Annotated in this window: 27 protein-coding genes and 1 tRNA gene; 17 read left to right on the top strand and 11 right to left on the bottom strand. The window is 53.7% G+C overall.

The window, feature by feature from the left end:
- Window positions 1-88 precede the first annotated feature (88 nt).
- The 10 genes from GT753_RS20950 (at window position 89) to GT753_RS20910 (ending at window position 7,994) form a co-directional block, all read left to right on the top strand.
- Window positions 89-162 (top strand) — tRNA-Gly (locus tag GT753_RS20950).
- Window positions 163-688: 526 nt separating this feature from the next.
- Window positions 689-1,426 (top strand): hypothetical protein, encoded by a 738-nt coding sequence (locus GT753_RS20945; RefSeq protein ID WP_160125916.1) that lies wholly within the window; start codon window positions 689-691, stop codon window positions 1,424-1,426.
- 367 nt (window positions 1,427-1,793) lie between these two features.
- Window positions 1,794-2,348 carry a recombinase family protein gene (locus tag GT753_RS20940; RefSeq protein WP_089184989.1) on the top strand — a complete coding sequence of 185 codons (555 nt, stop codon included), beginning with the start codon at window positions 1,794-1,796 and terminating at the stop codon, window positions 2,346-2,348.
- Between the two features lie 318 nt (window positions 2,349-2,666).
- Window positions 2,667-3,452, top strand: coding sequence for a helix-turn-helix domain-containing protein (locus GT753_RS20935; protein ID WP_160125915.1), 786 nt, complete (start codon window positions 2,667-2,669; stop codon window positions 3,450-3,452).
- A 319-nt stretch (window positions 3,453-3,771) separates the two neighbouring features.
- The gene (locus GT753_RS20930) at window positions 3,772-4,158 is read left to right on the top strand and encodes a hypothetical protein (protein ID WP_160125914.1); all 387 of its coding nucleotides are present in this window, start codon (window positions 3,772-3,774) and stop codon (window positions 4,156-4,158) included.
- A gap of 59 nt (window positions 4,159-4,217) precedes the next feature.
- Complete coding sequence (locus GT753_RS20925) at window positions 4,218-5,159, top strand: hypothetical protein (RefSeq protein ID WP_160125913.1); 942 nt, start codon at window positions 4,218-4,220, stop codon at window positions 5,157-5,159.
- Window positions 5,160-6,102: 943 nt separating this feature from the next.
- A complete protein-coding gene (locus GT753_RS20920) occupies window positions 6,103-6,588 on the top strand; it encodes a hypothetical protein (protein WP_160125912.1) in 486 nt (161 codons plus the stop codon).
- A 7-nt stretch (window positions 6,589-6,595) separates the two neighbouring features.
- Window positions 6,596-7,099: an HNH endonuclease gene (locus tag GT753_RS20915; RefSeq protein ID WP_160125911.1), complete on the top strand. Its 504-nt coding sequence runs from the start codon at window positions 6,596-6,598 to the stop codon at window positions 7,097-7,099.
- A gap of 126 nt (window positions 7,100-7,225) precedes the next feature.
- Window positions 7,226-7,384 carry a hypothetical protein gene (locus GT753_RS25745; protein ID WP_174242167.1) on the top strand — a complete coding sequence of 53 codons (159 nt, stop codon included), beginning with the start codon at window positions 7,226-7,228 and terminating at the stop codon, window positions 7,382-7,384.
- A gap of 31 nt (window positions 7,385-7,415) precedes the next feature.
- A complete protein-coding gene (locus GT753_RS20910; protein WP_160125910.1) occupies window positions 7,416-7,994 on the top strand; it encodes a GNAT family N-acetyltransferase in 579 nt (192 codons plus the stop codon).
- A 64-nt stretch (window positions 7,995-8,058) separates the two neighbouring features.
- On the opposite strand, the gene GT753_RS20905 is transcribed toward GT753_RS20910, so the two are convergent.
- The 5 genes from GT753_RS20905 to GT753_RS20890 form a co-directional block, all read right to left on the bottom strand.
- Complete coding sequence (locus GT753_RS20905; protein ID WP_160125909.1) at window positions 8,059-8,346, bottom strand: hypothetical protein; 288 nt, start codon at window positions 8,344-8,346, stop codon at window positions 8,059-8,061.
- Window positions 8,347-8,479: 133 nt separating this feature from the next.
- Entirely contained in the window at window positions 8,480-8,653 is a 174-nt protein-coding gene (locus GT753_RS25740) for a hypothetical protein (RefSeq protein WP_174242166.1), read from the bottom strand.
- Window position 8,654: 1 nt separating this feature from the next.
- Complete coding sequence (locus tag GT753_RS20900) at window positions 8,655-9,851, bottom strand: tyrosine-type recombinase/integrase (protein WP_160125908.1); 1,197 nt, start codon at window positions 9,849-9,851, stop codon at window positions 8,655-8,657.
- A gap of 306 nt (window positions 9,852-10,157) precedes the next feature.
- Entirely contained in the window at window positions 10,158-11,468 is a 1,311-nt protein-coding gene (locus GT753_RS20895; RefSeq protein WP_044030560.1) for an MFS transporter, read from the bottom strand.
- Between the two features lie 85 nt (window positions 11,469-11,553).
- Complete coding sequence (locus tag GT753_RS20890) at window positions 11,554-12,504, bottom strand: 2-hydroxyacid dehydrogenase (protein ID WP_021505698.1); 951 nt, start codon at window positions 12,502-12,504, stop codon at window positions 11,554-11,556.
- Window positions 12,505-13,075: 571 nt separating this feature from the next.
- Here GT753_RS20890 and GT753_RS20885 point away from each other — a divergent pair.
- The 4 genes from GT753_RS20885 (at window position 13,076) to GT753_RS20870 (ending at window position 17,552) form a co-directional block, all read left to right on the top strand.
- Complete coding sequence (locus GT753_RS20885; RefSeq protein WP_015378962.1) at window positions 13,076-13,546, top strand: YhcH/YjgK/YiaL family protein; 471 nt, start codon at window positions 13,076-13,078, stop codon at window positions 13,544-13,546.
- 375 nt (window positions 13,547-13,921) lie between these two features.
- Window positions 13,922-14,509 (top strand): sugar dehydrogenase complex small subunit, encoded by a 588-nt coding sequence (locus GT753_RS20880; RefSeq protein WP_015378961.1) that lies wholly within the window; start codon window positions 13,922-13,924, stop codon window positions 14,507-14,509.
- Window positions 14,506-16,158, top strand: coding sequence for a GMC family oxidoreductase (locus GT753_RS20875; RefSeq protein WP_004931708.1), 1,653 nt, complete (start codon window positions 14,506-14,508; stop codon window positions 16,156-16,158). Before GT753_RS20880 ends, GT753_RS20875 begins: the two co-directional genes overlap by 4 nt.
- Window positions 16,155-17,552, top strand: coding sequence for a cytochrome c (locus GT753_RS20870; protein ID WP_015378960.1), 1,398 nt, complete (start codon window positions 16,155-16,157; stop codon window positions 17,550-17,552). Before GT753_RS20875 ends, GT753_RS20870 begins: the two co-directional genes overlap by 4 nt.
- Window positions 17,553-17,671: 119 nt before the next feature.
- On the opposite strand, the gene GT753_RS20865 is transcribed toward GT753_RS20870, so the two are convergent.
- The 3 genes from GT753_RS20865 to GT753_RS20855 all read right to left on the bottom strand — a co-directional run bounded on the left by GT753_RS20865 (window position 17,672) and on the right by GT753_RS20855 (window position 20,784).
- On the bottom strand, window positions 17,672-18,664 hold the full coding sequence (locus GT753_RS20865) for a LacI family DNA-binding transcriptional regulator (RefSeq protein ID WP_031300612.1): 993 nt from the start codon (window positions 18,662-18,664) through the stop codon (window positions 17,672-17,674).
- 276 nt (window positions 18,665-18,940) lie between these two features.
- Window positions 18,941-20,173, bottom strand: a complete 1,233-nt coding sequence (locus GT753_RS20860; RefSeq protein ID WP_160125907.1) for a cysteine desulfurase-like protein — start codon at window positions 20,171-20,173, stop codon at window positions 18,941-18,943.
- The gene (locus GT753_RS20855; protein WP_228392538.1) at window positions 20,170-20,784 is read right to left on the bottom strand and encodes a 2OG-Fe dioxygenase family protein; all 615 of its coding nucleotides are present in this window, start codon (window positions 20,782-20,784) and stop codon (window positions 20,170-20,172) included. The genes GT753_RS20860 and GT753_RS20855 overlap by 4 nt, the downstream gene beginning before the upstream one ends.
- Before the next feature lie 388 nt (window positions 20,785-21,172).
- Here GT753_RS20855 and GT753_RS20850 point away from each other — a divergent pair, with 388 nt between their 5' ends.
- Both GT753_RS20850 and GT753_RS20845 read left to right on the top strand, forming a co-directional pair.
- Complete coding sequence (locus GT753_RS20850) at window positions 21,173-21,649, top strand: hypothetical protein (protein WP_015378956.1); 477 nt, start codon at window positions 21,173-21,175, stop codon at window positions 21,647-21,649.
- A gap of 3 nt (window positions 21,650-21,652) precedes the next feature.
- The gene (locus tag GT753_RS20845) at window positions 21,653-22,261 is read left to right on the top strand and encodes an OmpA family protein (RefSeq protein WP_015378955.1); all 609 of its coding nucleotides are present in this window, start codon (window positions 21,653-21,655) and stop codon (window positions 22,259-22,261) included.
- A 188-nt stretch (window positions 22,262-22,449) separates the two neighbouring features.
- Here GT753_RS20845 and GT753_RS20840 read toward each other — a convergent pair whose 3' ends face one another.
- Together GT753_RS20840 and GT753_RS20835 are read right to left on the bottom strand one after the other, a co-directional pair.
- Window positions 22,450-22,788: a hypothetical protein gene (locus tag GT753_RS20840; protein WP_015378954.1), complete on the bottom strand. Its 339-nt coding sequence runs from the start codon at window positions 22,786-22,788 to the stop codon at window positions 22,450-22,452.
- Between the two features lie 135 nt (window positions 22,789-22,923).
- Window positions 22,924-23,493: an HdeD family acid-resistance protein gene (locus GT753_RS20835; protein ID WP_004931723.1), complete on the bottom strand. Its 570-nt coding sequence runs from the start codon at window positions 23,491-23,493 to the stop codon at window positions 22,924-22,926.
- Window positions 23,494-23,642: 149 nt separating this feature from the next.
- Here GT753_RS20835 and actS point away from each other — a divergent pair, with 149 nt between their 5' ends.
- A complete protein-coding gene (gene actS, locus GT753_RS20830) occupies window positions 23,643-24,392 on the top strand; it encodes an amidase activator ActS (RefSeq protein ID WP_160125906.1) in 750 nt (249 codons plus the stop codon).
- Between the two features lie 34 nt (window positions 24,393-24,426).
- On the opposite strand, the gene GT753_RS20825 is transcribed toward actS, so the two are convergent.
- Entirely contained in the window at window positions 24,427-25,284 is an 858-nt protein-coding gene (locus tag GT753_RS20825) for a GyrI-like domain-containing protein (protein WP_015378952.1), read from the bottom strand.
- Between the last annotated feature and the right edge of the window lie 15 nt (window positions 25,285-25,299).

Below are 25,299 nucleotides of genomic sequence, written 5' to 3'. Positions count from 1 at the left end.
GACTTAACCGCTTAAAACATCGACAGTTACGCGCCATCTCCGCTTGCCCGTCGCCGATAACCGGTTATAATGCCTGTCGCACACCGATGCGGGTGTAGTTCAATGGTAGAACGGCAGCTTCCCAAGCTGCATACGAGGGTTCGATTCCCTTCACCCGCTCCAATCCTTTCTGTTAGTACCTTCTCGGTAAAAATCAGCAAGTTAAGAAGTGGTTGAATGTTCAGGTACCTACAAAGGTATCCCAAGGAATTGCCCATCGCTGTTGCGGCTTGGTGTGTGGCTCTGGGAGCATATCAAACCGCTAGCGGTCGTTCTACTGTCTTACCGCGATAGCTCAACAAGAACAGCATGCCGTGCCACCGGCTCTAAACTCTCCCAAAACATAGTACATCGCAGCATTCAGCCCCGATGCCCCTTTACAGGGATAAACAGGCTCAAGTGATACGCACCGGTAGCGAAAGATCCGGCTCTATCTCCGGCTGGCCCACGGTTCCGTTTGGATGCACGGGCGACCTGATAACGATGATGCGCTATGATAATCTGATGATGTCGCTGACGCTCCGCTGCTTAGGTATCACTAACCGGGGCTTTATGGCTTCTATACCTAAAAGTAATATGCACGTTCTTGATGGGATTAATAAAAAAAATGGAAATATGTAAATTATGTGGTAAAGAAGCCGTTCTCAAAATGTCTCATATTATTCCGCGTAGTTACTATAAAAGATTGAAAAAAGAATCGGGTCAATTGCTATTAGTATCAAGTACCGAGGAAGAGCCTAAACTAACAAACTCCGATCCAAAAGAAAGATTACTGTGTGGTGATTGCGAGCAGTTCTTAAGTTCTAATTATGAAGTTTATGGGACGGTTATTTTTAGACGATCCGAAAACGTAATCAAAAATGATAACCACATCGTAATTAATGGGTTTGACTACAAAAGAACGTATCTTTTTTTCATAAGTATTCTGTGGCGAGCTTCTTTATCAACACATCCTACCTTTCAGGCGGTTTTATTAGAGGAGCGCTTGCAGGAATTATTGCGACAATGTATTTTTTCCAATAGTTTAAAAATAAGTATGCATACCAATCTTAGACTCGATCACTTTTTTAGGTTATCGGTCGTTCGTATCGTAGACAGTACAGGGAATATTCCCGATGAAGTAATTAGGAGCATAATTTCAAACTTTAGAATGGAACACGGTACGGATAAGTGTAGCATGATTTATTATTTCATGCTGGACGGTTTTCTGGTGACATATGTTTTATCTTTAGGGAAGGATTTACACGATATTAGGGCTAAAAGATTAAACTCTCAATTGGTTAGTGGTAGTAGCGCTAGAATCAATAAAGTGGAAGTTAACGAGTTAAAAGAAATTGCTGGAATGTTCAATATGATCATAGATAAACGCAAGAGTAGCGGTGCCTAGTATATTAACAAGTGAATTTTATTATACTCATGCAAGGCCCTCCCTCCACCGACCCACGGTCATCAGTCCCCCCATACCCCTCTGTTATACGTGTGCCGAATGCGGGGAGGGGTAGGCTAACCATACCTATATCGTCCTGTACCGATCCCTGCGGCCTCTTATCCAGAAGTATCCCATTACATTGACGAGCATTTTTAACGCCACTGCGTACCTTACAAATCGCAGGATAGAATAAGTAGGTATCATTTGAGTATTGCCTGCTGATACTGTGTGACAGCGTATCTGTTTAGTCTCAAATACACTATTGCATAACTCAAAAGATACTGTATCATTTGGGTTACTAATAAAAGACTATGGAGGTGTATGTATGAGCTCTAAAATCTTTGGGTATGCACGTGTATCAACAAAAGACCAGAATCCCGACCGCCAAACACTAGTGCTGGTTGACTGTGATGAGGTTCTACTGGACAAGGTAAGCGGAAAGAACACCGACCGGCCAGAGCTGACTAAACTTCGTGGAATGGTTCGTGCCGGGGACACTGTACGGGTGAAGTCCGTAGATCGATTGGCACGTAATACAAAGGATTTACTGGATCTGCTGGAAGAGTTCACCGCGAAAGGCGTCAGTGTGTCATTCATCGATAACAGTATGACATTTGATAATAGTCCGACCAGTAAGTTTATGATTACTATGCTGGGTGCTGTGGGCGAACTGGAGCGTAGTTTTATTCGACAGCGGCAGAGTGAAGGCATTGCAGCAGCCAAGGAGCGTGGAGCTTTCAAGGGGCGCCAGAAGGATGATGAACTGCGGGAGAAAATACACAGATATATCCGGCTAGGCACCCACAGTAATGATGATATTATCAAGCTGGTTGGTTGTGGTCGGGCGACCTTTTACCGTATCAAAAAGGAATTTAGTTAGTACAGATAACTTATTCCTTCATATTGAAATTTCTTTAGTGTATCACTCTAAGGGGAGATGAGAAGTAATAACTCACACCGCTATGAGAGTGGGTTTCGTCAGTAGTAGCAATTAAGACCACCACTCTAAGGGGAGGTGGGAAGTGACTGCCCCAAATCATCGAGAGAATATTCATATTATGCTTTCCCTTGAGGCTGAATATGAATGCGCTTTCTCCTATCACAGTAAATAAAAACCTGACCAAGCCAACCCCATACCACTTCGTTTAGTGGTGCGATAAGTCACGTCTGGGATTTGGTTAAACACAACGGAGAAAGAATGTTCGAAGAAATGGATTTACCTGACCAGTTCGGCGGCGACAGCACACCACCAGGCCTGAATAAAATGGACGCTATGAACTGGCGTATGTTTCAAAGTGGCTGGGTGCCGTCGGCTAACGACCTGCAAGCACCGGCAATTAAACAATTGTACGAGCGCTACCGTACAACACATTCGAGTTCTGATATGAAAGCGGCTGTGGCGGACAAGCTACGCGCAGAGGCTACTATCCGTAAGTTAGCAATGCAGAACCCGAACCGCGTTGGCCTGAAACAGTCACAAGTTACCTCTGCCGTCAAAGAGTCGCTGGATGCCTACCACACGGGCACACCTCGCCCCAGCATCGATATTGTTCGTAGCCTATTACCCGGAAAGGATGTTAAGCCAGTGATGAGCCGACCACAGCAACGCAGACGTTTAAAGAAAGGGTTACGCGCCAATTCAGACCACCCCGCAGTTGTTACCGCTCAAAAGCAAGGGAATCCTATTCGTATGGATGCCGACACTATCAGCTCCGGTCTACAGAGCCTCCAGAATGCCGCTATGGTTGTTCGTAAGCTGAATGACCATGAACAGCGTATGCAGGACATGGAAGCGCGTCTGAAAGAGCTGGAAGCGTTCAAGGATAGCACCGAGAAGCGCCACGCAATCGAGGATGCAGGGCAGACGCCAGAACAGCGAGTCATCGAGCTACGCAAGCAAGGACTTGGCTACAAAGCTATTCAGTCGGCAACGGGCATTTCACAGAGCACAGTCCGAAACTGGGTGAAAGCCCACGGCCTGTAAGCCAGTGAGGGTGTCAGGTTTGGCACCCTTTGGCACCCCAAAAAACAGCCAAAAGTCTTATATATAAATATATATATAACCTCTGCCCTGTAGTTGCCTGCCGAAACACAAGTACAGAGCTTTACCGAATAACAACGCTGCGCCGGGTTCCGGCTGGTTACCGGGTTTGTCCTTACCGGCGTGGCGTTCCTTTATCTATCCATTCTTTGTTATCTCCTAACTTGAGCACGGTTCACCCGGCGAGCTTTCCGCTGGGTTCCCTCTTCACGCTTTGCTTTGGCGAGCAGATAAAAACTCAACAACAACTCTATGAGGGTGTATGTCCAGCAATTTCAATTCAATGTTTAAACCGAGAAGCAACGTATCAACCAGCTTCAACCAGCACTACCAAAAGGAGCCACAATCGGTTTCCCGCTCCAGTGGTTCGGGGGTATCTCGATCTAGCGGCGGTAGCAGCAGCTTTAATCATCAGGAGCGTCAGATGTTGCATGACCTTGGCCGGCGGATGCGTGGCGCGAACGCGAACCAGCACGGTGTGTACCAACAGGCCGTTGATGAGTTGATAGGTGACCGTGAATTAACCGCGGCGGATGCCCGCATGATAGCCCTGTACGCCAAGACTGGCTCAGCCGATGGGCGCACAGGTAGCACCGAGTGGGGCGCGAAGTGGGGCGAAGCATTGGAAGCCCTGCGTGACGTTGAGTAAGGCCTGCACCAGCGACATAACCCCATAAATCTATATGAAATAATTAATTAGGAGATTCCATGAAAACATCAAACAAAACCCAGCGCGTCACCGTTCTGAATGTCCCCGGTGTTTTGTCCCCGGCGGAAGCAGCAAAGGCTCAGAGTGAGGCACCACCGAAGCGGGGCATGCCCACCGATGCCCATGAGGCGCTCTCAATGGATCGTGGTGCGGTTACAGCTGTTCTTGGGTACGCTGGTACCGTGCAGGCTGCGGAGACGATCCAGGATCTTCCTGAGCCGTTACAGGCGGTACAGTACCCTGACGATGAATTATCCTTCCAGTACCGAACAAGCGCCCATTCACGAGTTGCGCTAGACGTCCGAGATATTACCCGAGGTTGGCATGTTCAATCGTTGGCGGATATCGATTCTCTACTTGGGATTATCGGTGCTGAGCTGGTGAACAAGATGTGCCGTGAGAAGCGTGACCGCATTCTTGAGGCTGAGCGTGCAGCCCGTGCCGCTGCCTCAGAGAAGCTGGCTGCTGATTATAAGTCTGTGGCTGATGGATTCATGCACCTGCACGCCCTGCGTAAGAGTTTCAGTGAAGCCGAGGTGCAGTCGCTGCTGGATATGCTAGCTGATGGGAAGCCGAACATGGCGGCTCAGATGGCCGGTACTGACTTAACATGTGTACTCCCTGCCGTGGGGGCTGACTATCGCACCGCCGCTGATGCATGGGCTGAGCAAACTCAAGTCCAGGCTGGTTGTACCTTTAACTTACCAGTCCGGGCAGACCAGACTTCGTATGATGGGACTAGCTTTAATATGGCTGTGCAGCCGGGCGGTAAGTGGATTCTGAGCGTGTGGACGGACTCGGGCTGGTATCCGATTCAGGCATCCACAGCGGCCCGTACAATCGCTCTGGAGCAGCGTGAGCAGATTAACCGGGTGCGTAACATTCAGGCGCGCGGCAAGCCAATTCTGGGGGAGGTGTTCGCTGATGAACTCCAATCTTAACCCTTTACCGAACGGCAAGCACCCTAGCAATCGCGAACTCCAGTTAATGCGGCTGGGGTACGCCGAGTACCAGCCCCGCCTGAGAAGCATCAAGAAGAATAATCCTGAGCGATATGCAGCCGTGATGGATGGTCGTAAACGCTTTTACCAGCATGGGTGGATGTGTCCTACCTGTGGCCATAGCGAGCGTTACACGCGGAATCTAGCCTGTGCTTTCTGTGCCGGGCAGCGCATCCCATTGTGTTTCACGCTTATCAATGGCATCGGCTCGGTGTACACGCCACTGTCTGAGGAGCGTTCAGCAGAGTATCAAGCCCGTAGGCAGGCGCTGATGTATCAACGTGACCTAAGAGACAGAATCCGCAAGCTCGGGGAAATCCGTTGTGGGGACTGGGTATTTCGTGACGGTGACTTCCTCGGGGAGAACCTAGCTGGTGTGGCTGTGGTTATTTCTGTGCATGAACCTGACGCCTTCACCGTTCGAAACCTATGTAAACAAGACCCTGCCTTTAACGCTATCTGGGGGCACGTACACGCCGAGCTGCGGCTCCCCCTACCTTAGACTGACCATTTAATTGACCCAGCCCTGTGCTGGATGTGGAGGAAGAATGACTCAATGTAGTGCCGGAATCACTGCCAGTGCTTCGCCTAAACCTCGCCGTAAACTGCCCCGCCGTGTAGTAACAATCCGACAAGCCGCACGCTTCAATGCTGAGCTGGCGTTAAGTGCCGCTTCTCCATCTGGGTTAGTCTGGAGGGAGTGGAACAGGGGTAAGGGCACCCGCAGACGTAATGCGGGCGACCCCGCAGGCTGCGAGAAGAAATCTCAACCGGGTTATTACGTTGTCGGATTAGATGGCGCTCTGTGGTCTGCCAACACCATCAAGGCGTCTTTACAGGCGCTTCACTCTGCTGCTGGCCAAACTCTTTAAAGGGAGACGGTATGTTCTACAAAGAAATCCCGGGGATTAAGCCAATCGACGAGCAGTTTGTACTGGCCGATGATTCTCCCTCTGGTTTGCGGCATCGGGTAGGTGGTGATACAGGCCCAGTTGCCGGCACGCCATGTACGGTGTTCTTTCCCGGTGAGGGACGAGAGCTGTTCCGGCAACAGCATCTACAGCCAATGAACTATGAGGTTCATATTCATACTGGTTGGCGTGACGTTACCGATTTGGGATTTGGGTACACCGCTGAGCGAGAACTCCAGTACGTGCCCGCTGAATTGGTGCGGGAACAACTTGAATTGAAAAGAGAGATTCAACTGCTCACCGCTATCGTACAGGCTGGGCAGGGACAGCGCCCTGTGACACCGGCGCTGCATTTGAAATCCCGAACCAAGACGGTACGCATCCCCGCCCTAAAACTGGCTGCTATCGATGCGATGAGTCCTGGTGAACGCAGCGCGGCGCTGCTACGTGAAATCTGAGGGCGACATGAGTACTTTCCCACAAGAAATTGAGCGGGTGCTTCGGTGCGCGCTGGCGCCTGATTCTGACTCTCCCAGCGGCCTTGCATGGAAACGACCTTTAGCGAATCGGGTTAAGGCTAGAGGTACCGCCGGTACACTTGGCAAAGACGGTTACTGGTCTGTGCAGGTTAAAGGTAAGAAACTAGCTGCGCATCGCGTGCTGTGGTGGTTGCTGAATGGAGAAATCCCTGCGGAGCTATGCATTGACCACATTGACGGCAATCGAGGGAATAACAATCCAGAGAACTTGCGGTTGGCCACACGCTCCCAGAACAATCAGAACTCGCGTTCAAGGACTAAGCTCTCCACACTACCGAAGGGTATCAGCAGAGCAGGGTGCGGTTACAGGGCGCAGGTACAGGGGAATGGTGTTAGGTGGCGTATAAATGCCAAAGATTTAAGCGTTCTAGTTCCAAGAGTTACAGCGATACGAGAGGGTCTTCATAACGATTTCTTTTGCTATCGTTAGCCGTTCAATGCCCCGATAGTACTATCGCTTGTTGAGGGCGAACTTGTTGACGATGCTATTGCTTGGGGGTAATATAACCAAAGTTGTATTGAACATCGCCTAATCGCTAAAACACAGGAGGCATTGATGGCTATTTCAAGTAGTATGTTCGGCCGAACCGTCCTGAGCGGTAAAGATGCCGAGCAAATGCATAAGCAAATGCATGATAGCAAACCTAATGAGAACGCTAAGCGCTCTCTTGAGGCTGCTCGCGCGATGCGTAAAAAAGCGATCGTTACTATCTAATATTTGCTTCTCAAGTAGGTTGTAGACATAGATGGACGCAGGTTTACAACCTAACATTCAAATAATTCCTCTAACTGAATTCCACAATCACAGGCGCTTTAGTAGCGGTAGTGCCGAGTTCCAACCATTAAAAACTTTTCTCCAAAATGATGCTTTGTCGTTCCAGAATGGTTGCATAGCTCAAACGTATGTAGCTGTAGATGACAATGAGCGGATGGATAAAGCATCTAATGTTAACATTCATCCTTACAAGGTATTGGGCTACATAACCCTAACCTGTAGTCAGGTGGCTTTAACTGATTACCCCCTCGACGGGTGTGAAAGAGCTGGACGTTACGAATATTTACCCGCAGTAAAAATAGCTCGTTTGGCAATTGATGCCACTCAACGGCGTAGTGGTCTTGGAAGTAGGCTTTTCCAACATGCCTTGCTACTGGCTTGTGATGATATTAGGCCTCGCATAGGGTGCCGTTTTTTGATTACTGACGCTAAGAGAACAGCTATTGATTTCTATCAGAATCAAGGAATGGTACTTCTTGATACGGAGGAAAATCAAGCTGCTGAGCATCCAATCATGTTTATCGATCTGTATACTCTGAAAGATGAATAGCCGACTTTAAGTATAGCTCTTCTGTGCATTCAAAGTGTTAGCTGTGCATTCCCCAGTCTAATCATTATCCGCCGTGGCGATTGCCGTTCTCTTCAACTGTATACGGAATACCGGGGTTTCCTGTTTCCCACAGGCGTAGAAATAACTTTATGTGTTTTGAGCACGGGCCAGGATGAGCTGAAATTCCATCCGTTGTTTCTATGATGCATGCGTTAGTGGTTTCTGGCGTTGGATTTTTCACAGGATATACTGTGAACGTATCTATAAAGCGAATTGTTACAGAACCCAAGTCGCTGGCTGATGCTGTCATTACGCTGAATGAGAGGCTCAGCGCTAGTACTAATTTCTTCATACAGCCTCAAGTTAGGCAAGATAGACGATTGGTCATATCTTGCCATTCTGGCAGCTATCGGGGTTGATTGATAATTGCTTTGGTAGATCAATATCGCTGTATCGATCGGCCAAAACGATCTGTTCACAGCCCGTCAGGAAAGCACCGAGTAAAGCCGCTCCGCCTTTTCGGAAATGATGAACAGCAATGTTTCTCTGACTGCTGGCTCGTTCGTGCCTAACGCAGCATGGGCAAGTGCTAAGCATTGAAACGCGAGTTCGTCGGGTGTCAGCGGAGTTCTATCAATAAAAGTGAAGTCGTCTTTCATTTCACCGCCCCTTGTAATTGATTAGCTGCACAATTTCTCTTAACTCGGCCAACTCAGCCCCGCCGCTGTATGTCCTGAAAGATTCCGTCTTGCCTCTCTCGTGACCGACAAGCAGCGCTATCCTGTCTTCCGGCACACCTGCCCGGTCTAGTTCAGTGATGAACATTCCCCGCAGGCTGTGGAAGCATTGCCGGTCTGTAGCGTTCGGCAGTACCTTATTCCGTAGGCGGGTAAATTGCTGACTGAACCACGGTCCGCGCTTGGCATCTGCTCTCTTGATGGCGTTTGCTTTAGGCAGCAAGTACCGCCCGTGCTGCCCCTGAGCATTCAAACGTTTGTACTTCTGGATGATGTCTACCAAAGCAGAGTGAATAGGCGCCAATCGAACGCCTGCTTTTGTTTTGGCTGCCTGAATACGGAAGCACTGCACACCGTCGATTTCCGGCACGTCATCAACACCGAGAGAGGCAATTTCATTCAGACGCATTCCTGAGTACAGGCCAATAAAAATAACGTCGTGAAGTTCTTCCTCGGCATTAACGAGAAGGGTTGTAATCTCTGCCTGCGTGAACGGCTGGTAACTGCTAACAGTCCTCTTCGCCTCAAGTCGGTGCCCTATGAATGGTGACGCGGCGGGGATTCCGTCATAACAGCGGCGGGCGTACTCGTACACCGAGTTCAGGCCGGACAGGTAGTTCTGGATTGTCTGGGCGGATTTCTTGGGTTTTAGCGCACGGATGAACTGCGTCACCGATGTGCGGGTGATGCCGGTTATCTCGGTATCAGCAACGGTTAAATGTTCGAGCAGGAGCCGTACCGCTAGGGTGTGTTTACTGATGGTGCTGGGGCTGCGTGTTTTCTTGTATTCAGTTAGGTATTCGGAAGTAACGGCTTGAAGCATTACCCGGTTACCGGAAGTCACTGCTGATACTTGTCCTAGTCGCTGTACCGCATTGATGGCGCGATTTAACGTTATAGTTTCGGTATCAACAGCGTGTTTTTCTTTTACGTGGTTCCATTCAACAACTAATCGGTCGCGCACTGTTCGGGCTTTCTGGACGTCACGCTGACCAGTGCTTTTCCTGAACAGCCTCCGGCCATTTGTTAAATGCCGCATATGCTGAGGCACTGCTATTTGAAACATCCAAATACCGGATTCGTGTCTGTACAAGTACTGATTTCTGGTACTGTTACCCATAGCGTTATCCCATTCTCTGATGTAGTATTCACCACATCAGCAATGGGATTAGACACTTACCGACAGTTCGGAAAGTACCTATGTTCGATTCCCTTCACCCGCTCCAATCTCCCTATGCATCACCCCATTGAGTTATAACCGTTTTTAGAAAAGCTGATTCTCAACGATTGCATCACCGTTTGGTGCGGGTTGGCTTGTGAGTCGCTCAAGCCATTGGCCTGGCATTTAACCGCGATAATACAACGCGCCGCCCAATCCTGATGCGGGTGTGAGCCGCCGTTGCTGCCCACAGCGCGCCATTGCCGTTTAACTCCACTTCTGTTTAGCCCCGGATGGCAGGCGGTTGTCCGTTTCTTCGCAGGAGCGGTCGCATTCTTTCGGCAGCAGGAAGGTGATACTTCCTGCCAGCAACAGCGATGCCGCCAGCGCGCAAACCGCGACGTTCTGTCCGTACAGATAAATCATGACGCCTACCAGATAGGGGCCGCAGAACCCACCGAGGTTGCCCAGCCCGTTGATCACCCCGCGTGCGCTGCCCGCCACTTCCGCCGCCGCAATGCGTCCGGGAATTGACCAGAAGGGGCTGGTCGCCGCTTTAAGGAAGAAGCCGCACACCACCAGCGCGATATAGGCAGCCACCACGTGCTCATGCAGGATCACCGAGGCTATCAGCGCCGCCGCAAAACAGTACAGGGAGATCCTGACCCACAAACGGCGGTTACCGCTGCGATCGCTGAACATCGAAATCACATAAATCCCCGCCAGAGTGGCAACAAACGGCAGGATCGCCAATACCCCAACATTGGCCATGCTGCCACCGGTCAGGTTTTTCAAGATGGTGGGCAGCCACAACGTATACCCATAGTCTCCGGTCTGGTAAAAGAAATTCAGCACGACCAGGCGCATCAATCCCTTGTTGCGAAACACCGCTTTTAACGGCGCCTTCGCTGCCGGCACCCTCCCTTCCCGCGCTTTGCGCTCCCGGGCCAGTTCGGTCAATAAATAGTCGCGTTCCTTCGCCGGTAGCCAACGCGCCTCTTCCGGACGGTCACTGATTACCAGCCACCAAATGGTCAACACCACGACCGACAACAAGCCTTCGATAATGAACAGCCAGCGCCAGTCGAGAGTGGCAATAATCGCGCCGGAAACCGGGGCGGTCAGCATCCCCCCTAGTGGGGCAAACATCATGACAAAGGCATTGGCGCGCCCCAGTTCTTTTTCCGGGAACCAATTGCTTACCATGGTCAGCACGACGGGCAACATTCCCCCTTCGGAGATCCCGAGAATAAAACGCAGCACGAGCAGTTGATATTCATGGGTGACGAACCCGGTGGCGATAGAGACAATCGCCCAGGCCACGAGCGACCAGGCTATAAAACGTTTTCCGCTACCGTAAACCGCAAGTCGTCCGCCAGGGATTTGCAGAAATAAATAACCAATAAAAAAGATACCGCTGGCCACGCCAGCCATCTGGCTGGTAATACCTAAATCCTGTTCCATGCCACCCGGCAGAGCAAAGCTGATATTAACGCGATCCATAAATGAAATAATACAGGTGATAAGGATCGGCGCGATAACCCGCAGCCAGCGGGTTCCTGGTATTTTATCGGTCATAATAGCGTCTCGATGATATCCGCCATTCACAGAGGATATTGAGTTGGCGGATAAAAATGATTATTCGTAACTCAAACGATCATTTTTATTGAATTAACCCAGGAATATCCTGATGTGAAAAATAACCTGCCAGATTATCCAAAACGGATTGGCTCATTCCCTGACGAGTTTCTACGGTAGCGCTGGCCACATGGGGTTGAAGCAGAACATTCTCGAGAGCAAAGAACGCTGTCGGGACATGGGGTTCGTTTTCAAAGACATCCAGAGCGGCCCCGGCGATAACATGATTTTGTAACGCCTTTATCAGCGCCGCCTCATCGACCAGGCTGCCGCGGGCAATATTGATAAGCCAGGCGCGTTCGGGCATGGCGTTAAATACGCTGGCATCAATAATCCCGCGGTTTTCCGCACTGCCGGATGCCGCGATCACCAGGAAATCACTCTGTGCTGCGAGCGTGTGCAGATCGGCGCACCACTGGTAATCCAGGCCGTCTTTGCGCTGGCGGTCAGTATACAGGATGGTCATATCGAAGCCTTTCGCCCGGCGGGCGATGGCTTGGCCGATATTCCCCATGCCGAAAATACCGATGCGTTTACCGCTCACTTTGGTCGCCAGCGGTGGCGGCGTCGTTTCCCAGCGGCCTTCGCGTACAAATCGGTCCCCTTGGCAGAGGCGGCGGCTGGCGGACAGCATTAGCCCCAGAGCCAGATCTGCCACATCATCGGTCAGCACGCCGGCGGTGATCCCGACGCTGATATGGCGTTCCCGGGTGTAGTCGAGATCGATAGCGTCGGTTCCCACGCCAAAGACAGCAATCATGCCCACCTGCGGCAATTGCTCCAGCGTCTCTCGGGTTACCCCCACATCACCACGGGTGACCACCGCCTGAACGTCTGCGCCATGGCGAACCAGGAAGGCTGGAATATCTGATTGTTCATAGAGACGGAATACCCGGTAGCGGGCGTCCAACGCGGCTTGCAAAGCATCCATCACCGGCGCGATAAGCAAAATGGTAGGTTGAGTGTCAGTGTGCATCGTTGCGATCCTGTCTGAAAAATAGGGGATACCCTGTATCAGACGTTTTTTTACCGCTTATTTTTGCGATCTGCATCACGCCAAAGAGTGTTAAAAAAGCATGTTACTGCTGGCGTGATCTCGTGTGCAATTTCGTGGTTTCTGTCAGTGACTATCGGGGAAAATAACTCATTATGCCCGTAGGGGGAGAAGGCTAAATCGATCGATTTTGGTGAGAGCGGTGAATATCCAGTGATTTTCTGCCGTGGATCACAGGATAAGTAACGTCGTTTCGTAACACTTAATTAAGTGACTTTTGTCACAGTTTTAAGCGGCTAAAAACCGTGAGATAGGTCATGACTTATTTCACCATGCCGAATAGCCTTTCAGGTGGAGTTTACTCACAGTGGTGATAGGCTGTAAATATTAACAAGAAAGCGGTTTGCTTTGTTGCTTATTCATAGTGGCGCCCGTAGAACGATCGAATAGCGATTCTACCGTAATTACGCCGAGATTGCCTGTTGCCATAAAACTACCCAGCCATTGTTCTTGTCGGTGAAATACCGAATCGATATCTACCAGAGAAAATATTATGATTATTGATGCCTTAACCACTGCCGTAAATAATAAATTCTATCCGGCAGCCATTCGAAAAATGCTGGCCAGCATTATTGAAAGTGAGCCGTACAATTTACCTGTCGGCCACTATCAGGTGCAGGGTAAACAGATGTTCTTTAACGTCGTTGAAGGGGAAACCAAACTGTTGGCCGACCAGAAGCCGGAGTTTCATCGCCAGTATCTGGATATCCATCTTGTCCTAGAAGGGCGAGAAGTGATTGGCGCCGGGGTTCTGGGGCTGCCTTTGCCGTTGAGTGAGCCATTTAACGAGGCGCACGACCTTGGGTTTAGCCCGGCGATCCCCGGTGAGACTCTCATCCACCTGCAACCCGGTGAACTGGCCGTTATCTTTCCGGGGGAACTGCATCGCCCGATGAGTACCTGCACAACGCCGGCAGTTCTGCGTAAAATTGTGGCGAAAATCGACGGCGCCCTGCTGACGTAGCAAGACGTTCAGCGGCGGCTGGTATCGCTACTTCAGGCTGCCCGGCGGAAAGCCTTGCTCATCCGCCGTCTGCAGCGCTTCCGAAGAATGCGCCTTTCCCGTCAAAGCCATAGCCCCTAACTTTTAAAGATTGAGTTGGGTTGAATAAATGTACGGCAGAGATTACGCCGTATTATTTACAGGGATATTTGCTTCAGATTCAGATTACATCATTAAAGGCCGGAGTTTACCTCTGTAGTCGATGTAGCCAATCTCATAACGCCTTGATCTTTTAATGCGGTTCCTCCCCATTAGCACAATTTTTTATTTTGGTTTGCCTGCGTTCTGATAGATATTAAAAAAACTATATAAAAATAAATTATTTCGGAGCTAATAATGTCGTTGCAAATCGTGCTTACCCGCAGGGAGGCGCTGGGGAAAATGGTGGGCGTCATCGTCGCCGCCAGCCTGTTGCCTTATTCAAATATAACCTATGCCGAACGGGCGCAAATTGCCGCCTCGCCCGTTGAATACGCGCAATTTTTGCAAATTTCGAGAAAAATTACCGAGTTTGACGATTTGGACGTCACACTCTCCGCCCGCTATTTTTCCGCACTGCGCGAACATTTTCCGCAGTTGAACTCGCAACTCAACGCCCTGTTCATCCTGAGCCAGCAAGCCACCGATGCGGAAACCTTGAACCGACATGCGATTGAACAGGGGCAGAGGGAGCTTATCCAGGCGATCGTGACCGCGTGGTATACCGGAACCGTAGATCCTTCAAACGCTGAGCAGGGTCAGTTGATTAGTTATAAAGAGGCGCTGATGTATCGCACGGTTCAGGATGCCCTGATTGTGCCGACCTGGTGCAATTTTGGCCCGCTGTGGTGGACCGGCTTGCCGCCGGGCGTTACCCGCCAACCTTCCATTCCCGCAACAGATTTGCCTGCCGTAGCCGATAAAAAATATGAGGACCGCGTGTGAAAAGCCCAATAATTAATGCTTCCGGCGATGCAGAGGCCGATGTCGTCATTGTCGGTTCCGGTATTGTGGGCGGTCTGATGGCGGATGCTTTGGTGAGCCAGGGCTACTCGGTGCTGGTGCTTGAGGCAGGCCCGCGCATTGAGCGCGCACAGGCTGTGGAAAACTGGCGCAATATGCCACTGCACAATCGTGCGGGGTCGGATTTTCAGGGGCTTTACCCGCAATCGGAGTACGCCACCGCGCCGCTCTATTTCCCGGAGAACGACTATATCAAACTGACCGGCCCCAATGGCTCAGGCTTTAAACAGGGCTATTTGCGTGTGGTGGGGGGAACCACCTGGCACTGGGCCGCTTCTTGCTGGCGCAACCATCCCAATGATTTTCGCATGAAATCCCTCTATGGCGTGGGGAGAGACTGGCCTATTTCCTACGAAGATATCGAACCGTGGTACGCGAAAGCCGAAGAGGAAATAGGCGTTGCCGGCCCGAATAATCCGGAGTGGCAGTCCCCTGCGGAACGCAGCGGGCCTTACCCGATGGACATGGTGCCCTGGGCCTACGGCGACAGACGCATTGCTGAGATTGTTAATCCTCACGGTTTTAAATCGGTGCCCATTCCGCAAGGCCGCAGCACCCGGCCCTGGAACGGACGGCCCACCTGCTGCGGCAATAACAATTGCCAGCCGATTTGCCCTATCGGGGCGATGTACAACGGCATTCACCACGTTGAACGGGCCGAACACAAGGGGGCGAAGGTGATCCCCGAGGCGGTGGTGTACAAAATTGACACCGACGACAATAACCGCGTCACCGCCGTTCACTGGTACGACACGGCGCATAACTCCCATCGGGCGATCGGTAAAACGTTCGTTCTGGCCTGCAATGGGATTGAGAACCCGCGCTTGCTGCTGCTGGCGGCCAACGAAAAGAACCCGAACGGCATCGCGAACAGCTCGGATCAGGTGGGGCGCAACATGATGGATCACTCTGGCCTGCACTGCTCCTTCCTGGCGCGAGAGGCCCTGTGGGTTGGCCGCGGCCCGGCGCAGAGCAGCTGCATGGTGGGGTATCGTGACGGCGCGTTTCGCAGCGACCACTCCGCCAACAAGATCATCATCAACAATATCAACCGGGTGATCCCCTCCGCCCTTGAAGTCCTGAAAACGGGCAAGGTCGGCAAGGCGCTGCAGGATGAAGTGCGCGATCGCGCCAGCCGCTCGGTGGATCTCTCCATCAGCCTGGAACCGCTGCCGGACCCGAACAACCGTCTGACCCTGAGCCCCACCCGCAAAGACAAGCATGGCCTGGCCTGCCCGGACATCCACTACGACGTCGGCGATTATGTGCGTAAAGGGCTGGAAGTGGTCAAAATCCAGCTACGGCAGATTGGCGACTTGTTCGATGCGCAAGAGTTTGTGATTAACGACAAGCTGAATGCCAACAACCACATTATGGGCGGCACGATCATGGGCAGCGATCCCACGAACTCGGTGGTGAACGGCAATTGCCGCGCCCACGATCATGACAACCTTTGGATCCCGGGTGGAGGCGCCATGGTTTCAGCCAGCGTTGTCAACACCACGTTGACGATGGCGGCGCTTGGACTCAAGGCGGCCAATGACGTACTGCGCGCCCTGGAGAGCAAATGAATAAAATCACCCACTCGCTGGCAGCGACGCTGCTGCTGGGAAGCGGCTTCGCGGCGCATGCCCAGGACGGCGATCTGATCGCTAGAGGGCAAGCGCTGGCTATCGCCTCGGACTGCATGGCCTGCCATACGAATACGCAGCAGCAGGGCAAGCCTTTTGCCGGGGGGTACGGCATTGCTTCTCCCATGGGCACTATCTACGCCACCAATATAACCCCATCGGTAAAATACGGCATCGGCGGCTATTCTGAAGCGGCGTTTGCCGAGGTTCTGCGTTCTGGGATCCGGCAAGATGGGACGTATCTCTATCCGGCAATGCCTTACACCGCCTATACCCGTCTGAGTGATGACGAGATCCACGCGTTGTATACCTATTTCATGCATGGCGTTGCCCCGGTCGATGAGCCGGCCAAGCGCCAAACCGATCTGCCGTTTCCGTTCAACATCCGCCTCTCCATGGCGGTGTGGAACATGCTTTATTTGGACAATCGGCGTTTCACCCCGGATGTGACGAAAGGTGAGGCGTGGAACGAGGGGGCTGCGCTGGTGCAGGGCCCGGCTCACTGCGGAACCTGTCATACGCCGCGTAATGTGCTGATGGCGGAAGACAATTCGCGCTTCCTGATGGGGGCATCGTTGGGGGCTTGGTACGCGCCGAATATCACCGCCGATCGCCAGGAAGGGATCGGCGACTGGAGCGAGCAGGAGTTAGTGGACTACCTGAAAACCGGTCGGGCGGAAGGGCGCGCACAAGCTGCGGGGCCAATGGCTGAAGCCGTTGAGCACAGCTTCCAATACCTGACCGACCGGCAGCTGCGGGCGATTGCAACTTACCTGAAGACCGTGCCGTCACAGGGCGAGGGGCGCCAGGGCAATGGCCTTAGCCAGGCGCACTACAACGTTGAGCCCCATCTCCGCGGCATGAATTCGCCCAACGCCAACCACACGCTCAATAGCGGCGAGGCGCTCTACAGCGGCTACTGCGCCAGTTGCCATCAGCCGGACGGCAGCGGCAGTTTGAACCAGGCCTACCCTTCGCTATTCAACAACTCCACCACGGCCGCGAGCAATCCGTCAAACCTGATTGCCGCCATTTTGCAGGGGGTTGATCGCCGGGTTGACGGCAAGCACGTACTGATGCCGAGCTTTGGCGCCGGTTCCTATGTCGGAGAGCTGACGGATAAGCAGGTTGCCGATATCGCTAACTTCGTGCTGCAGAAATACGGCAACAGCACGCTGAGCGTGACTGAGGAGGACGTGAGTGAGGTGCGCGCCGGGGGCCCGAAACCGCTGTTGGCGCGCGCACAGCCGATGATTCTGCCTGGCATGGCCGTCGCGGCGGTCGTCATTATTCTGCTGGTCCTATTCTGGCTCCGGCGCCGCAAGGCACGTTAAGGGGGCGTTCGGTCAGGTGGGTGGCGCCATCTGGCCGAATTTCTGGTCGGGATAGCGAGTGATGTTTTTCTGGCGAAGCGGGCAATTATGGCCAGTACTGAAGTGACTGGCGAGGAAAGCTATATTGTCTCCCCCATTGACAGGCGGAAGTGGAGATCGACACGTTCAATGGTCGGCAGCCCTTTAATTTTTTTTATTATGATTTCTGTCGCCACTTTCCCCATCTCATACCGTGGCGTCAGTACGCTGGCTAACCGGGGGGTGATGATCTGCCCGATCTCAAGACCGTGAAATCCGGCAATGGCAATTTGCGCTGGAACGCTGATACCGTTTGCCAGGCATTCCTGTAACACGCCCACGGCCAGATCGTCGTTGGTACAGAGAATACCGTCCATATCCGGATACATTTGGCTCGCAAGCGTCATCATGCCTGTCCCAATTGAAATGGAAGAGATCTTATTGGGGGAAATACGACCGGTAGGTAAATCATGGTTAGCCATTGCCTGACAATATCCCGTGTAACGCTGTTCATCGCGGATATCAGACATTGAACCAAAATAGATAATGCGTTTTTTACCGCTGGCCAGCAACATGGTGGTCATATCGTAGCCGGCTTTCACATTATCAAAACCCACGTTAATTCGATCTGCATTGCCTGACAGCCCCATGATTTCAGCAACGGGTATTTTTGCCGTCTTCAGGAATTTTTCCGCCCGCAGACTATGAACCGACTCGGTCAGCAGCAGCCCTTTGATCTTAAAAGCCAGGATCGCGGCAATTTGCTCCTCTTCGCGTTTGCTGTTGTAGTCATAATTGACGACCAGCGTCTGATAACCCTGTACAGACGTCACGGATTCAATGCCGGCGAGGACATCAGCAAATATCAGATTGTTAAAAGAAGGAACCAGAACGCCGATGAGGGGAGGGCTATTGGAATAGAGGGCGGGATTGTCAGGATCGGCCTGATAGCCGACTTCCTCGATCACGGCGGCGATGCGCGCAGCGGTTTCCGGTTTAACCCTGTCCGGCGTGCGCAGATAGCGGCTGACCGTCATTTTGGTGACACCAGCCAGTACAGCAATGTCATTTAACGTAATGCGCTGCGACTTCACCATTCATACTCATCTGATCCAGACCGTGTTTGTCATTATGCCCACTGCCGAGTCAAAAGAGAATGCACGCAATGTGCTGCCTCCGCCGTATCCGGTGACAACCGCACGATGCGCCGATTCCGGTCTCCGGCATTATATGTTCGTTATCTCCGCATTTCGTAACGCGGGGAAAGAAAGGCACGCATCTGTGCGCCGTGGACGCGGTGGAAGAAAAGACGGGCAGTTTGATACTTGATTCGGCCCGCTCAATAAGATGAACGGGCCGATATGGCCGGATTAACTGAGAATATCTTCGGCGATCACGTTGAACAGCGTATCGATCTCGCCCCGAGTGTTGTAGTGCATCATGCCGATGCGCAGCACGCCGCCGTCCTGCAACCCCAGCTGTTGCACCAAGCCCAACGCATAGAAATGCCCGCTGCCGGCGCAGATGTTGTGCTGCCCCAGGCGGCGGGCGATCGCGTCAGGCGTGTGGCCGCTGAAGGTCAGGGCGAAGGTCGGCGTGCGGCGCGCGCTGTCCGCCCGGGGGTTGCCATAAAGCCGCACGCCGTCGAGTTGTTGCAGCCTCTGCAGGAAGTGGCTGCACAACGCCTCTTCATGCCGGTGGTAGGCGGCGAAGCTCTCCTGCAAACGCTGCCTCAACGGCGCACCGGGCGTGCCCCACTGCGCCAAATACTCGATAGCGGCCGCGACGCCGGCCAGCGCTTCGAAGCTTTGCGTGCCGGTCTCGAAACGGCCGGGGCCGACGTCGGTGGCCGGCTCGACCTTATAAGGTCGCAGGCGCTGCAACCACTGCGGCGCGATGTAGGCCATGCCGACGTGCGGGCCAAAGAACTTGTAGGCGGAACACACCAGGAAGTCACAGCCCAGCGCCTGCACGTCAATCAGGTTGTGCGGCGCATAGTGCACGGCGTCGACATACACCTGCGCGCCGACCCGATGCGCGGCTTCGACGATGGTTTTGATATCGACGATGCTGCCGGTGACGTTGGAGGCGTAGCTGACCGCCACCAGACGGGTGTTGGCGTTGATGCGCTCGCACACTTTCGCGGCATCCAATGCGCAGTCGGCGCTCTCCAGCGGTATCTGATGCACCGCGGCCCCTTTGTCGGCGGCAGCCTGCTGCCAACTGGAGACGTTGGCGTAGTGATCCAGTGCGGTGACGATGACTTCATCGCCGGTCTGCCAGTCGCGGCTGATGATGCGGCTGAGATGGAAAGTCAGCGTGGTCATGTTCATGCCGAAGACGATGTTGTCGGGCGACGGCGCATTTAACAAGGCGCGCACCGATTCCCGCGCCTGGCCCATCACCTCGCCGGTGACCCGGCTCGAGAAATAGTGGCCGCCCAGGTTGGCGTTGTACCTTCCCAGGTAGTCGGTCATTTTTTCCAGCACGCCCCGTGAAACCTGCGCACCGCCGGGGCCGTCGAAAAAGATGGCCGGTTTGCCGTCGATCTGCTGTGACAGCGCGCTGAACTGGGCGCGGGCGAGCTCGGGGGTAAAGGTCATGCTTTCTCCCCCCGAGCGGTGAGGACAAAGAGATCCAAATGACCTTCTTCTTCCGGGCTCACGGCGTTGATCGGCGTGGCGTTGTGCCACAGTTTGCTGTCCGCCAGCAGCACGGCTTCACCGTCCGCCAGCGCTTTTTTAAAGAAAGGGGCGTGGTGGCTGTCGTCATACAGCATGATTTCACCGCCGACGATGTTGTGCCGATGAATGGCGATCATTGCGATATGGTCGAAACCGTCCTGGTGAATGCCTTCCGGCGCCACCTGGGTGTCTTTCTCGATGGCGACCACGCGCATCTGGTGGATCTCTATCTCGGCGCCTTCCGGCAGTTCGTTGCTTTCTGCAAACAGGTTGCACATCTCCGCCATGCCGGCGCTCTGCAACACGGCGCTGTCGATAGGTTCGAAGCGGCGAACCACATTGCCCTGGAAGTGGTTGATCTGATCCGACTGCATGAAGGTGCGCGGCCCCACTTCGACGACGTTGGGGTTGAGGTATTTAACGACCGAATAACGGCGCAGGCGATATTTGCCGTCGGCGTGTTGCGTGTGGGGCAAGGAGGAGAACGATGGCATCAGCTGTTGGGTGGCTTGCGGGCTTAGTACAGTCATACTTATTACGTTTTCGTGTTTCTGTAACATAATCACCTCTAATAATAATAATTTCTGATGTTGTAGGGGGTAATTCGATTGAATTGTAGACGACTCTATAACCAACGCAATTTAGCGGTAGCGAGGTGTGACGGCGGTCGTAAAGTGGGGTGAACAGCAGAGAGGATGAGCAGAAGGCAATGCCTGTATGAAGCCGGTCATTCAGCAAAATAAGCACTACGGGTGAGAGTTCATGCGCAAGCATAACGTGACCAAGGTTACGCTTTCAGGGATAACTCTCATGAATATGAGGTGCTTTACTATAATTCCGGGACCGAGTGACCGCAGTGGAATTGCCTGATTGTTGAAAGAACAATCTTCAACTCCCTCCTGAATAAGGACTCCGATCATGCAGCATGTCAGAAAATTCGTCATTTCCTGCCTGTTTGCTTCGATAATGTTTCCCGGCATGGCGTTCGCGGAGGATCCCCCCGTGACCCCGTTGGCTACCGGGATCGTCAGCAGCGGCGTAGCCGAAGCGCAAGTGACCGAGGCCGTGCGCCACGGTGAAATACTGACCATCAAAGTGCGTTTCAAAGGGTTGAAAGACAACCTTAATGGACAAGGCTTGTATAGCAGTCTGGATAAAAGCAGTCTTGAGAAATCCTTCTACATTCTGGTGGGTAATAAAAAATACCTGCTGCTTACCGATAGCAATAATGTCCCACTGGCCTCTCCCAACGTGTCATTCAGCTCAAGCTCAGGCATTCCCTATGTCGCCACCTGGTTTGGCAGCTTCCCCGCGCCTCCACCTGATGTGAAAGAGGTGTACCTGACGATCGCCAACGTCGAGCCGCTCGGGCCGATAGCCATTACGGATCGTTGAGCGATGAACGGCCTCAGGAAAGCCGCCTGTGTGGGTGGGATGTTAGCCTTTGGGCTGGTGTCATTGGGTTCATGGGCTGACAGCGGAGAGCCGGCGTCCGTGGGGAAACCGGTGATACTCGATCTCAAGGCTACCCGGCTGGATTTGGTTGGTTTGCCTTCGGGGCTGAATGCCGGCGTCCTTGATCTGCAGAGTAAGGCAGCGGATTTGGCTAAACAATCCGCCGACATTTCCGTCAGAGACAGCAAAAATGCCGTAACGTTATCGATGCGCAGCGATGTGCTGTTTGCCTTCGACAGCGATGCGATTGCTGCTAAAGCGGAGCCTGCGCTGCGACAGGTGGCGCAATTTATCGCTGCCGAACCGGTAGGGAACGTGGTGATCGAGGGACACACCGATGCGGTGGGCAGCGATAAATATAATCAGGATCTGTCGCTGCGACGCGCACGTGCGGTGGCTGTTTGGCTGATCGCACATGGGGTAGAAAAATCTCGTCTGAGTGAACGGGGAAAAGGGGAGGCTGAACCGGTGGCTTCCAACGACACGCCGACGGGCCGGGCCAAGAATCGGCGGGTTGACTTCGTGTTGCCGAAAACCGCTGCCGCCGGTTAACCCCGCGCCGGTGGACGTTTCCTTTGCCAGAGCCGCTTTTAAACGGGCTCCTCCCGCTGACTGCTCGCGGAGTTCAGGCTGTATGGCGTGGAGCCGGTGACGCTAATGATTGATGAACACGATCGCGTCGCCAAAAGCCCGTATCTCGCTTTCGGCTTTCGCTTTAGCGGCGCCGACAAAATGCGGGATCAGAACGTCTCGAAATACAGCTCGCGCAACAGCCAGGATATTTCGTTATTGGTGCGGTTTAGGACGTCAATTCTGTGAACCCCTATCGCTTCTGCGCGCAGATCGAGCAGCAAGTTGCGAATCTGCCGGAATAACGGGGTTTGCGGGTTGGGTTTGGCCAACTGCTGGCCGCACAGTTTGATTCCGGCGTCGCAACCGGTGGCGATGTCCGTCAGGCAGCACGGGCAGGTGGTATTTTGGCGCGCCATATTGCGGCATTGTTGCCCGATTACCTGATTGAAATGGCGTAATTGCAGGCAGACTTCCCGCGAGTTCAACGGGTTGGAATGGGTTGTCATCGGTTTCAGCTCCCTTGTCTGCGCCTATATTGGCACTTACCGATGAAGATAACCACGGACAAGCCGAGGGGGTATCGCCTTGTTTTGTCTGGAAGCAACAAAAGCGATGAGGCCCGCGATGGCGGGCCGGTAGCGTCAGGCGCGTTTAAACAGATTCGCCGCCTGGAACAGTGCAAAGGAGCTGACCAGCATTTCGATGCCGACGATCGCCGTCACCAGCGTGACCGACGCCGCCGGGCCTGAGCCGATCAGCATCCAGGCGATGATCAAATCGAGTACACCAATGACGAACTGCAGCCAGTTGCCCGGCAATCCGCGGCGCATATAGCCGGCTGCCAGGCGCGCGATGCCGCCGAGCGCGAACAGCACGGCGAGGTAGACCGCCAGCGCCAGAATGCCCGCCAGCGGACTGGTGATGAACACATAGCCGATAATCAGGTAGGCCACGCCCAGCAGAATGCCGCCGATCATCGGCCAGGTATTCTGCGCCCGGTTGGCGATCATGGCGATAATCAGCCCGGCGCCGCTCAACAGCAGCAGGACGCCCACCACGATGCTCAGCGCCGCGCCGGAGGCGAAAGGGTTGACCAGGCACAGTATGCCGCCCGCCAGCAGCAGGAAGGCGATGATCAGCAGGGTGGTGCGTTGCTTTTTGAGCAGTTCTTCGCTCAGGAGGGGCAGATTATTGCGGTCGAGGTTCAACATGACAGTACTCCATTTCGTCGTTGGGTAATTAATCAGTCATCCTTACCTGTTTAGCATAGACCGTCTGGGGGTTTTTGACTGACCCGGCGCAAATGTTACACTGTGCGGCTGAGGCGTATCAGAACCGAAAAGACGATTGGGGACAGGATTTGAGCATAGGAAGCAAGCTGGCGAGGTGGCGCCGCATCGCGGTGTGTCTGACATTGGGGCTGTTGTTGGCCGGATGTTCGGGTAAAAACACCTACAACCGCGACTACGACAAACTGCCGAAGGGCAGCTACACCGGCAAGTCCTACACCGTCAAACGGGGCGATACGCTGTATTACATCGCCTGGATCACCGACAGCGAAGTCAGCGATCTGGCCAGAATCAACAAGATACGCCCGCCCTATAATCTGGAAGTGGGGCAAAAGCTGCGGCTGAGCGGCGGCGCGCCGACCAAAACCGCCGCCACGCGCCGTAAAACATCTTCCTCCGCGATCGCCAAGCAAACGCCGCCGCCGGGCGCCGCACGTTGCTGGCGCTGGCCGACCAGCGGCCGGATCGTGCAGGCGTACTCCAATGCCGATGGCGGCAACAAGGGCATCGACATCGCCGGTAAACGCGGCCAGCCGATCTATGCTTCCGCCAAGGGCAAAGTGGTGTACGTCGGCAACCAGCTGCGCGGCTACGGCAACCTGATCATGATTAAGCACGGCGAAGACTTCATTACCGCCTATGCGCACAACGACACCACGCTGGTGCGCAACGGCCAGGATGTGAAAGCGGGGCAGAAGATTGGCACTATGGGCAGCACCGGCACCGATTCGGTGTTCCTGCATTTCCAGATCCGCTATCGCGCCACCGCGCTAGATCCGCAGCGCTATCTGCCGCCGCAGGGTTCGTCGCCGTCCTGTTAACGTCAATCCGGCTCCTTGCGGAGCCGGATGTCAGCTATTTCAGCGGCAGATAAAGATCGGTCACCAGTTCATATTCCGCCACCTCGTGCACGAAGTTGTGGTAGTGGAAATAGAGCGGAAAATCGCGCAGCTCCTCGCCGCTGGCCGGCAACCACTCGCTGTAAAGATAGCGGGCGCTTTCCGAGAGCCCATCCAGCGATCCGAGATGGCGTAGCACCGCGCAGCGCCCGGCCGGCAGCGTGCTGTTCACCACGCCGAAGGCGTTGTCCTCCGGGATCGGCGCAGTGACCTCTCCGCAGATGTAGAAGCGGAAGTCCTGCGCTTCGGTGGTGGCCGGATCGTGCGGCGCGATACCGTAAGTGCGGCTGCTTCTGACCGGCGACAGGCCGCTGGTTTTGCGCCACTCGATAAAGCGTGCGGCGGTTTCGTTGACCAGCGCGGATGGGCCGCGATGTTCGATCATCGCCACCGGCGTGGCCGGGAAGTCGAGAATGTCTACCTTCATGGGTTGTTTCCTTTTGTGTTTCGGCTCGGGAAAGCGCTGTTGCCAATCGATCCAGGCCGGCCGTTTGCGAAACTGGCTTGGCGTTTGGCTGAACGCCTGTTTGAAGGCGCGGCTGAAGGACTCCGGGTTTTGAAAACCGGCGTCCAGCGCGATGTCAATCACCGGCTCCAGCGGGTTATACGCCAGGCGGTACGAGGCGCGTTTGAGCCTCATCCACTGGATATAACGCCACACCGAGATGCCACAATACGCGCTAAACTGGCGTTGAAAGTGAAAACGCGAAAAGTGGGCCACTTCGCTCAGTTTTTCGACGGTGAGCGCCTCGTCCAGGTGGCGGTCGATATAGTCAAAGACCAGCGCAAAGCGCTTTGCATACGTCTGGGTCATGTGATTGTCTCCTCC

This window comes from Serratia sp. Z4, from assembly GCF_009900725.1.
GTDB classification, from domain to species: Bacteria; Pseudomonadota; Gammaproteobacteria; order Enterobacterales; family Enterobacteriaceae; genus Serratia; species Serratia nematodiphila.
The sequence above is the reverse complement of the archived record's forward strand: the minus strand, read 5'-3'. Positions and strand labels throughout refer to the sequence as shown.

Coding starts and splice junctions, on each gene's coding strand:
- GT753_RS20890 (WP_021505698.1), bottom strand. CDS start 12,504: ATGCACACTGACACTCAACCTACCATTTTGCTTATCGCGCCGGTGATG.
- GT753_RS20945 (WP_160125916.1), top strand. CDS start 689: ATGTCTCATATTATTCCGCGTAGTTACTATAAAAGATTGAAAAAAGAA.
- GT753_RS20925 (WP_160125913.1), top strand. CDS start 4,218: ATGAAAACATCAAACAAAACCCAGCGCGTCACCGTTCTGAATGTCCCC.
- GT753_RS20920 (WP_160125912.1), top strand. CDS start 6,103: ATGTTCTACAAAGAAATCCCGGGGATTAAGCCAATCGACGAGCAGTTT.
- GT753_RS20935 (WP_160125915.1), top strand. CDS start 2,667: ATGTTCGAAGAAATGGATTTACCTGACCAGTTCGGCGGCGACAGCACA.
- GT753_RS20930 (WP_160125914.1), top strand. CDS start 3,772: ATGTCCAGCAATTTCAATTCAATGTTTAAACCGAGAAGCAACGTATCA.
- GT753_RS20855 (WP_228392538.1), bottom strand. CDS start 20,784: ATGACTGTACTAAGCCCGCAAGCCACCCAACAGCTGATGCCATCGTTC.
- GT753_RS20880 (WP_015378961.1), top strand. CDS start 13,922: ATGTCGTTGCAAATCGTGCTTACCCGCAGGGAGGCGCTGGGGAAAATG.
- GT753_RS20835 (WP_004931723.1), bottom strand. CDS start 23,493: ATGTTGAACCTCGACCGCAATAATCTGCCCCTCCTGAGCGAAGAACTG.
- GT753_RS20915 (WP_160125911.1), top strand. CDS start 6,596: ATGAGTACTTTCCCACAAGAAATTGAGCGGGTGCTTCGGTGCGCGCTG.
- GT753_RS20905 (WP_160125909.1), bottom strand. CDS start 8,346: ATGAAGAAATTAGTACTAGCGCTGAGCCTCTCATTCAGCGTAATGACA.
- GT753_RS20900 (WP_160125908.1), bottom strand. CDS start 9,851: ATGGGTAACAGTACCAGAAATCAGTACTTGTACAGACACGAATCCGGT.
- GT753_RS20895 (WP_044030560.1), bottom strand. CDS start 11,468: ATGACCGATAAAATACCAGGAACCCGCTGGCTGCGGGTTATCGCGCCG.
- GT753_RS20940 (WP_089184989.1), top strand. CDS start 1,794: ATGAGCTCTAAAATCTTTGGGTATGCACGTGTATCAACAAAAGACCAG.
- GT753_RS20870 (WP_015378960.1), top strand. CDS start 16,155: ATGAATAAAATCACCCACTCGCTGGCAGCGACGCTGCTGCTGGGAAGC.
- GT753_RS20825 (WP_015378952.1), bottom strand. CDS start 25,284: ATGACCCAGACGTATGCAAAGCGCTTTGCGCTGGTCTTTGACTATATC.
- GT753_RS20860 (WP_160125907.1), bottom strand. CDS start 20,173: ATGACCTTTACCCCCGAGCTCGCCCGCGCCCAGTTCAGCGCGCTGTCA.
- GT753_RS25745 (WP_174242167.1), top strand. CDS start 7,226: ATGGCTATTTCAAGTAGTATGTTCGGCCGAACCGTCCTGAGCGGTAAA.
- GT753_RS20845 (WP_015378955.1), top strand. CDS start 21,653: ATGAACGGCCTCAGGAAAGCCGCCTGTGTGGGTGGGATGTTAGCCTTT.
- GT753_RS20840 (WP_015378954.1), bottom strand. CDS start 22,788: ATGACAACCCATTCCAACCCGTTGAACTCGCGGGAAGTCTGCCTGCAA.
- GT753_RS20885 (WP_015378962.1), top strand. CDS start 13,076: ATGATTATTGATGCCTTAACCACTGCCGTAAATAATAAATTCTATCCG.
- GT753_RS25740 (WP_174242166.1), bottom strand. CDS start 8,653: ATGAAAGACGACTTCACTTTTATTGATAGAACTCCGCTGACACCCGAC.
- GT753_RS20910 (WP_160125910.1), top strand. CDS start 7,416: ATGGACGCAGGTTTACAACCTAACATTCAAATAATTCCTCTAACTGAA.
- GT753_RS20850 (WP_015378956.1), top strand. CDS start 21,173: ATGCAGCATGTCAGAAAATTCGTCATTTCCTGCCTGTTTGCTTCGATA.